This window comes from Pseudarthrobacter oxydans, assembly GCF_013314975.1.
Taxonomy (GTDB): Bacteria; Actinomycetota; Actinomycetes; order Actinomycetales; family Micrococcaceae; genus Arthrobacter; species Arthrobacter oxydans.
On the sequence record NZ_JABTYH010000060.1, the window covers coordinates 1 to 8076 of the forward strand.

Genomic DNA, 8076 nt, shown 5'->3' on the forward strand with positions numbered 1-8076 from the left:
GCCTACCACTCCACAGCGCCTCCACTACCCGGCACCGGTCTCGATGGCGCTGGAGCGGGCGCGCCAGCCGCTATTGCTGCTGTCGTCGCTACGGGTCCGCCACATGAGCTCGCTCCCCGGGCAGCGCGAGCCGCGCCGTCGCAGCGGGCACGCCGTCCCGCCGTCGTGGGAAACGCCCAAAGCGCCTACAGCAGGCCAAAGCACTAAAACGCCCGCCTCCGGCATTCGCTCGCGGCCAAAGGACGGAACACGTTGTTCGAAGCACCGGCCGCCCGGGTTCCGGCTGACCCAATCAGCCGATCTCACAGAAGGGAGAGAGAACTTCACCTGCCCACCCATCAGCGTGGAAGCGTAGAGTGGCCTAAGACGCCTGATTCTGGACGCCTTGCTGCTGAGGGAGAAATCGTGACGATTGATTGGGACGAGAAAAAGGCCCTGCTACAGGAACCGAACATTGCGAAGGTAACCCAGCTTTGCGACGAACTGATGGAAAAGAAGCCAGGGTCCGTCGTCCCTTATATCGACCCTGTGCACGACGAGGATGAGTGCCGCATCGTCAGCCTGCAGGTCAGCCCCGGCAAGGGCACCGAGTCCGGCTTTGTCTCGCACTACAACGACGATGAGGCCGCCCGCCGCGCCACCCAGATCTACGAGTTGGCAGAACTTGATCCCCGCTATGTGATGCCGTGGCACGCCTACCCCTGGGTCCGCGATGCGGATATGCCGTCCGCCCTGAATGTGCAGGAGAAAACTGACGGCCTCCGCCCGTTCCGGCAGTTCCTGAAGATCAACTCCCGGGTGTCTGCGGTCATCGCCCACGGCACCGATGCCTCCACTTTCCTCACCCTCTTCGAGAAGACCTACCACCAGTCGCTGAAGAACAGCGGTATCAAGGTATACAAGGCCACCGCGCTCGGAGGCCGGGCCTTCGCCGTCTCGGAAGCGAAGCAGGAAGAGCTTCTGGCCAAGAACGTGGACATCTATAAGGACGCCATGCAACGGGCAGGAATCCAGCACCTCTAACATTCCGTTTAGGGCATGGATGTCATCGCCTGGCTGCTCGAGTCCGATCCAGCCCTCCGCTGGCAGGTCCTGCGCGACCTGACCGGCGCGGCGCCTGGGACAGTGACTGCCGAACGGAACCTGGTTGCCACCAGCGGCTGGGGCGCCCGCCTTCTAGCGCTGCAAGGAGCAGACGGACAATGGGACGGCGGCACCTACTGGCCGGACCATGACGACGACCCCCACGGCCAGCCCTGGACCGCGACCACCTACAGCCTGCTGCTCCTGCGCGATTTCGGCCTGAACCCCGCCGCCCAGGAAGCCAGGCATGCGGTCAGCTTGGTGAGGGACAACAGCCGTTGGGAGGAAGGCAACCAGCCTTTCTTCGACGGCGAAACCGAGCCCTGCATCAACGGCATGGTGGTGGGGCTGGGCGCCTACTTCGGGGAGAACGTCGAGCCGAGGTCAGTCCCGAATGGCTGCAGTTCTCCTACCCCACGCGCTGGTTCTACGACGTGCTCCGCGGGCTGGACTACTTCCGCTCCGCCGGCGGCCCGCCCGACGAACGGCTGGGAGAAGCCGTGGAGGCCGTCCGCTCCAGGCAGCAGCCGGACGGCTCGTGGCTGCTGGAGAACACCCATCCCGGCAAGGTGCACTTCACGCTGGAGGACGGCGACGGGCAACCCAGCCGGTGGAACACCCTCCGCGCCCTGCGGGTCCTCAGCTGGTACGGGGGACGCCAGTAGGGACCGGGCGCTGAACCGGCCTAGCCCTCAAGCAGCCGCCGCCGGTGCTTCAACTCCTTGACCCAAGCCCTGGTGACCATGTCCGGAAACGGGGAGCCGCCGTCGTCGTCAGTCCTTCGCCCGGACCCGCCCAGTCCGCGGAAGGCGGTCCCGGACTCCAGGTCCGCCAGCAGCGGGCCCGCCGCTTTCAGGGCAACATCCACCACCTGGGCGGCCGCGCGCTCCGGCAGCCCGAGCTCCGTGGCCCAGCCCAGGAAATGACGCCGTGAGACACCCGCCCGTTTGCCGTTCATGCTCAGCGCAAGCGTCTTGTCTCCGTACACCACTGTGGAGGGAATGTCGTAGACCGGCGCAATGGTCCACTCCCCGGAAGGCTGCTGGACCATGGACACGTTCTTGGCGTGCAGATCCCCGTTGCCGGTAAGCCATGCGTACGCTCCCTGGATGGCCAGGTTCCTCAGTGCGGGAAGGGGTGCGGCGCAGTGGTCCGCCAGCGCATGGCAGACCTGCCCGTAACCCACGTTGTACTTGTCCGCCGGATACAGCTTCAGCACCTGCGCCCCGTCCTCGACCGCCAGCCGCCGCACCCCGCCCGGTTGGCCCGCAGGCCTGGGAACCCGGTCGAAACGCTCAACCAGCAACCCGGGCCTGCCGGCAACGTCCCGGATCAACCGGACCTTGCCCAGCGGGATCCTGAGCTTGGCCGCGTAACGGAACATCACCATCTCGTTCTCCACCACATGCGGAAATTCGGGCGCGTTGAGTTTGAGGATGAACTGCCGCCCGGTGCCTGTCACCGGGACAGAGATCATGCCGGCGGAGAGCTTGTCCTGCACGCCGGCCAGTGCCACCGGGTCGATCAGGTCGGGATCCCCCAGCAGCTGGTCGAAGTCCACCGGTTGTTTCGGATCGAGCCGGACCGCGTGGTCATCCGGGTCCAAGGGCTCCCCGTGGCCCACGATCTGCACGTCGCCCACAGGATTCGCGCCGGCGGCGATGAGCAGGGACAAGTCGTCATCAGCGCTGGTCTTGATGGAACGCCGCAGCGCATTAAGCCGGCGGCCCTCAGGCAGCAGCCCGGTGAAATAGGGCGGCGCGGCCCCCGCGGCGGACAGCACCGGTTCGCCGCTGAGCGGCAGGGAAGTCGCGACTGCCGGCCCGGCCGCGTGGAGGTAGGCGGGCAGGTAGCTGAAGCGGGTACCGCCGTCGTGCCGTTCCAACCGTGCTGCCAGAACACCCGCTTTGTAGATGTCCGCGATGCGGTGCCTCATTGTCCAGGGCTGTTCTCAGCTGCCGGTCCGGCCGCGCGGGCCGCCTGGCTGTTCCGGGCGGTGACCTTCAGTTCCAGACCCAGGGTTTCAAGGACGGCGACCAGGGAGTCCAGCTGGACGCTCGGCTTGCCCTGCTCGACGAAGCGGACAAAGCGCTCGGAGACGCCGGCCAGCTGGGCGAGATCGTGCTGCGTCAGGCGGAGGACTGCGCGGCGGGCGCGCACTTCTCCCGCTATCACCGCCGCAAAGCTCTGGGGCATAGGACTCTCATTAGGTACGATCGTTCCGCTCTAGCACTGGAAAGCCAGCCTACTGCTGACCGCGGTCAATCAAAAGAGGGAGATCGGCACGATCATGCCGGTCATTGAGTCAGGCCGAGTTGGCAGCGCTGCGGGCAGTTCCCTGATTCAGCTCCCGTGGAAGTTCAGGCAGTAGCCTCCGCCTTGCAGCATCAGCCAGACATTCCGCCAGTGCGGCGCAGCCGCGACTGAATCCTGCGCGCCATCGAAGACAACGAGCGTTTAGGCCGTACTCACAACCACATAGCGTTCGTCCGCGATCTCCCGGCCCCACAATGCAGGGTCCGTCAGCATTGTTACGGTGGCATTTTTACGGTGGGAGCGAACCAGTTCGAGGCAGCGGTCCGCAGGAATTCCCGCGCCAGTTCCCCACAGCCCCTCCACGAGGATCATGGTGCCCGAACCACGCAGCAGTCCGGCCCATCGAGCCAACGCAGCGTCAGGTTTTGGGAGGGCCCACAACACATGGCGGGCAAGGACAACATCGGCAGAGCCACGGGCGCGCGGCGGCACCGATGCGTCACCCACGACGAACTCAGCGGACACGCCCGCATCCGCCAGCTTGGTCCGCGCCCTGGCCACCATCTGCTCGGACAGGTCCATACCCCAGACCTGATGTCCGGCCTCGCCCAGCAGCAGGGAAAGGCTGCCTGTGCCACAGCCAAGATCCGCCACGTCGCATCCCGGCGAAGGCATCAGCGGCAGCAGCAACTCTTTCCACGCCTGCCGGACGGTGGGGTCAACAAGCCCATGGTCCGCTTCAACATCGAAGTTCCCTGCCTGGCTGTTCCAGTAGCGGCGCACTGCATCAGTCATGCGGGCCAGTCTGGCACATACCGCGCTCGCTAAGGAGAACAATATTGACACCGCGTGTGACCCCTGCCATATTTAAAGCGTGAACCTGTCAGACAGCCGGACAGCAGGACAGCCTGCACCCCTCGCCCGGCTCAGCGCCGCCGAAGCGGTCTTCAATGCGATCCGACAGGACATCGAGTCCGGCGCCGTTCCCGTTGGCAGCAAGCTCAGCTCCGAGTCCACGCTCTCCCAGCAGTACGGGGTAAGCCGCTCGGTGATCCGCGAGGCCCTCCGCTCCTGCACGGCCCTGGGCCTGACCGTCACCAAAACGGGCAAAGGCACGTTCGTCGTGGCGGATAAGGTGGCCAACGACCTCGCCCTCGGCCAGTACTCAGCACGGGACCTCACGGAAGCGCGGCCCCACATCGAGGTTCCCGCAGCCGGCCTGGCTGCGGAGCGGCGCAGTGACGGGGAGCTGGACACTCTCCGCCACCTCGTTGCCGCCATGCGCACCGAAACCGATCCCGAATCCTGGGTTGCCCTGGATTCCAGCTTCCATGCAGCGATCGCCCGGGCCAGCGGCAACCGGGTGTTTGCCAGCGTAGTGGCGGACATCCGCGGCGCCCTGGCCCACCAGTCCGAAACCCTGAACATGGTGGCGGACAGGCAGCACGCCTCGGACACCGAACACCGGGACATCCTCGCCGCCATCGAGGCCGGCTCCCCCGAGGATGCGCGCGCCGCGATGGCCCACCACCTGCACGCCGTGGGCCTGGCCCTCGATTCCATCCTCAATACCTAGCCCCGCCCCCACCCAGCCAAGGAACCCATGCTTTCCCCTGCCCTTTCGCCTGCCCTCAGCGCTGCCGCCCTCCCGCAGCACACGCCCCTGGTCGCCGCCACCCGCGACGGGGTTGTAGAAAGCATCCACTACGGGTCGGCCATCGCGCTGGATGCTGACGGCACCACAGTGGCCGCCGCGGGCGATCCGCTTGCACCGTTCTATCCCCGGTCCTCGCTCAAGCCGCTGCAGGCCGTGGCCATGGTCCGGGCCGGACTCGAACTTCCCGCGGACCTCCTGGCCCTGGCTGCCGCGAGCCACTCCGGCGGCGCAAAGCACCGCCAGGGAGCCCTGCGGATCCTGGAACTGCACGGACTCAGCGTCAGCGATTTCGAGAACAGCAGGGACCTCCCCTACGGCCCGGCCGAACAGGAGGAATGGCTGCGCAACGGGGGCCGTTCCACCCAGCTCACCCAGAACTGCTCGGGCAAACACGCCGCCATGGTTGCCACCTGCACCATCAACGGCTGGCCGGTCAAGGGCTACCTGGATCCCTCGCACCCGCTGCAGCGGCTCGTGGCCGCCACCGTCACCGAGCTCACCGGCGACGAACCCCTCGCCCTCAGCACCGACGGCTGCGGCACTCCCCTGTATGCCCTGACCCTGCCGGGCATGGCCCGCGCCTTCGGTGCGATTGCCCGCGCCGCCGCGGACAGCAGCGGCGGTAACGATGACGGCGGCCCGGCCCCGCTGGGTGCGGAAGCCGCCGTCGGCCTGGCCATGCAGCAGCACCCGGACATGGTGGCGGGGGAAGGCCGTGACGTCACCGAGCTGATGCGCCTGCTCCCGGGCGCGGTGGCGAAGGACGGCTTTGAAGGCGTCCAGCTGGTTGGTCTTGCGGACGGCCGCTCGGCAGCCGTGAAGATTTCCGACGGCGGCGACCGCGCCCGCATGCCCGCCACCGTCAAGCTGCTGGAGGCGCTGGGCGTGGACACCGCTCCGCTCGCCGGCATTGGAACGGCGCCCGTCCTGGGCGGCGGCCAGCACGTGGGCCTGCTGCAGGCCACCGATTTCCTGACCCACATTTTCCCGTCCGCACCCGTCAACGAAGCCCCGTAAGGACACATGACCATCATCGATACACCAGCCTCCGCAGCAGGAACCGCTCCTGCGCACACCCGGTCCGAGCACGACCTGCTCGGCGACCGCGACATCCCCGCCGGCGCCTACTGGGGCGTGCACACGCTCCGGGCCGTGGAAAACTTCCCCATCACCGGCCAGAAGCTGTCCTCCAACATGCACCTTGTCCGTGGCCTCGCTGCGGCAAGCTGGCCGCCGCCCGCACCAACCGGGAACTGGGCCTGCTGGACGCGGAACGCTCGGACGCCATTGAGCAGGCCTGCCAGGACGTGCTGGACGGCCAACTCGCCGACCAGTTCGTGGTGGACGTCATCCAGGGCGGCGCCGGGACGTCGTCGAACATGAACGCCAACGAGGTCATTGCCAACCGCGCCCTCGAAATCCTTGGCCACCCCAAGGGCGACTACGCCCGCCTGCACCCCAACGACCATGTGAACCTCAGCCAGTCCACCAACGACGTCTACCCCACCGCGGTAAAGCTGGGCACCATCTTCGCCGCGCGTGAACTGCTGGATGCCCTGGCTGAACTGGAGGAAGCCTGCGCAGCCAAGGCGCTGGAATTCCGCACGGTGGTGAAGATGGGCCGCACCCAACTGCAGGACGCGGTGCCCATGACCCTGGGGCAGGAGTTCGGCAGCTACGCCATCACCATCGGCGAGGACCGCCTCCGCCTGGCTGAAGCCGATCTGCTCATCCACGAGATCAACCTCGGCGCCACCGCCATCGGCACCGGCCTGAACGCACCCGCAGGCTATGCGGAAGCTGCCTGCCGGCACCTCGCCGAAGTGACCGGCCTGCCGCTGGTGACCGCGCCCGACCTGATCGAGGCCACCCAGGACGTTGGCGCCTTCGTGCACCTCTCCGGCGTGCTCAAGCGGGTGGCCGTGAAGCTCTCCAAGATCTGCAACGACCTGCGCCTGCTCTCCTCCGGACCGCGCGCCGGCTTCGGCGAAATCAACCTGCCGGCCGTCCAGTCCGGCTCGTCCATCATGCCCGGCAAGATCAACCCGGTGATCCCGGAAGTGGTCAGCCAGGTGGCCTACGAGGTCATCGGAAACGACGTCACCATCACCATGGCGGCCGAAGCCGGGCAGCTCCAGCTGAACGCGTTCGAGCCGGTCATCGTCCACAGCCTCCACAAGAGCATCTCCCACCTGGAAGCCGCCTGCCGCACCCTGACGGCGCGCTGCATCCGGGGCATCACCGCGAACACCGAGCACCTCCGCCGCACGGTGGAGCAGTCAATCGGCCTGGTCACAGCCCTCAATCCCCATCTGGGCTATGCCACCGCCACCGCCATCGCCAAGGAAGCACTGGCAACCGGCAAGGGCGTGGCCGAACTCGTCCTGGAACACGGACTCCTCACCAACACGCAGCTCCAGGAACTCCTCAGCCCTGAGCGCCTGGCCAACCTGAGCAAGTAATCCCCCATGCCAACGGATACCCCTAGGACCCCCATGTCTAATCCCACGCTCCCGGACCACGTTATTGACGGTGGTCATGCCCATGCTTCTGAGTCGGCGCTGCATGCCGAGGACAAGGGCTACCACAAGAATCTGAAGCCCCGGCAGATCCAGATGATCGCGATCGGCGGCGCGATCGGCACCGGCCTGTTCCTCGGCGCCGGCGGCCGGCTGAACGCCGCGGGCCCGTCCCTGGTGATCGCCTACGCCGTGTGCGGGTTCTTCGCGTTCCTGATTCTCCGCGCCCTGGGCGAACTGGTCCTGCACCGGCCCTCCTCAGGCTCGTTCGTCTCCTACGCCCGTGAATTCTTCGGCGAAAAAGCCGCGTTCGTCTCCGGCTGGTTCTACTGGATCAACTGGGCCACCACCACCATCGTGGACATCACCGCCGCCGCGCTCTACATGAACTTCTTCGGCAACTACATCCCCTGGATGGCAGCGGTCCCGCAATGGGCCTGGGCCCTGACCGCCCTCGTCGTCGTCCTCGCCCTGAACCTCGTCTCGGTCAAGGTCTTCGGCGAAATGGAATTCTGGTTCGCCCTGATCAAAGTCGCCGCCCTGGTCATCTTCCTCGTCGTC

7 protein-coding genes and 2 pseudogenes are annotated in these 8076 nt (G+C 66.7%); 6 read left to right on the plus strand and 3 right to left on the minus strand.

From position 1 onward, the window contains the following. The first annotated feature begins 405 nt into the window (after positions 1-405). Positions 406-1023: a uracil-DNA glycosylase family protein gene (locus HTS88_RS21605; RefSeq protein WP_066272323.1), complete on the plus strand. Its 618-nt coding sequence runs from the start codon at positions 406-408 to the stop codon at positions 1021-1023. 15 nt (positions 1024-1038) lie between these two features. After that, positions 1039-1748, plus strand: a pseudogene (locus HTS88_RS21610) (hypothetical protein). Between the two features lie 20 nt (positions 1749-1768). Here HTS88_RS21610 and HTS88_RS21615 read toward each other — a convergent pair. The 3 genes from HTS88_RS21615 to HTS88_RS21625 all read right to left on the minus strand — a co-directional run bounded on the left by HTS88_RS21615 (position 1769) and on the right by HTS88_RS21625 (position 4134). After that, positions 1769-3019 carry a type II toxin-antitoxin system HipA family toxin gene (locus tag HTS88_RS21615; protein WP_174182195.1) on the minus strand — a complete coding sequence of 417 codons (1251 nt, stop codon included), beginning with the start codon at positions 3017-3019 and terminating at the stop codon, positions 1769-1771. Further along, complete coding sequence (locus HTS88_RS21620; RefSeq protein ID WP_174182197.1) at positions 3016-3279, minus strand: helix-turn-helix transcriptional regulator; 264 nt, start codon at positions 3277-3279, stop codon at positions 3016-3018. Before HTS88_RS21620 ends, HTS88_RS21615 begins: the two co-directional genes overlap by 4 nt. Positions 3280-3540: 261 nt before the next feature. Then, complete coding sequence (locus HTS88_RS21625) at positions 3541-4134, minus strand: class I SAM-dependent methyltransferase (RefSeq protein WP_174182199.1); 594 nt, start codon at positions 4132-4134, stop codon at positions 3541-3543. A gap of 79 nt (positions 4135-4213) precedes the next feature. Between HTS88_RS21625 and HTS88_RS21630 the strand changes: the two genes are divergently transcribed. The 4 genes and pseudogenes from HTS88_RS21630 to HTS88_RS21645 all read left to right on the plus strand — a co-directional run. After that, a complete protein-coding gene (locus HTS88_RS21630; RefSeq protein ID WP_174182201.1) occupies positions 4214-4915 on the plus strand; it encodes an FCD domain-containing protein in 702 nt (233 codons plus the stop codon). A 27-nt stretch (positions 4916-4942) separates the two neighbouring features. Then, complete coding sequence (locus HTS88_RS21635) at positions 4943-6013, plus strand: asparaginase (RefSeq protein ID WP_174182203.1); 1071 nt, start codon at positions 4943-4945, stop codon at positions 6011-6013. Between the two features lie 6 nt (positions 6014-6019). Further along, positions 6020-7458, plus strand: a pseudogene (locus HTS88_RS21640) (aspartate ammonia-lyase). A 33-nt stretch (positions 7459-7491) separates the two neighbouring features. Then, a partial coding sequence (locus tag HTS88_RS21645; RefSeq protein WP_174182205.1) for an amino acid permease occupies positions 7492-8076 on the plus strand: 585 nt, incomplete at its 3' end.

What these genes read in the sequence shown, in the direction of transcription:
- HTS88_RS21615 (WP_174182195.1), bottom strand. Translation starts at nt 3,019, where the DNA reads ATGAGGCACCGCATCGCGGACATCTACAAAGCGGGTGTTCTGGCAGCA.
- HTS88_RS21620 (WP_174182197.1), bottom strand. Translation starts at nt 3,279, where the DNA reads ATGCCCCAGAGCTTTGCGGCGGTGATAGCGGGAGAAGTGCGCGCCCGC.
- HTS88_RS21625 (WP_174182199.1), bottom strand. Translation starts at nt 4,134, where the DNA reads ATGACTGATGCAGTGCGCCGCTACTGGAACAGCCAGGCAGGGAACTTC.
- HTS88_RS21635 (WP_174182203.1), top strand. Translation starts at nt 4,943, where the DNA reads ATGCTTTCCCCTGCCCTTTCGCCTGCCCTCAGCGCTGCCGCCCTCCCG.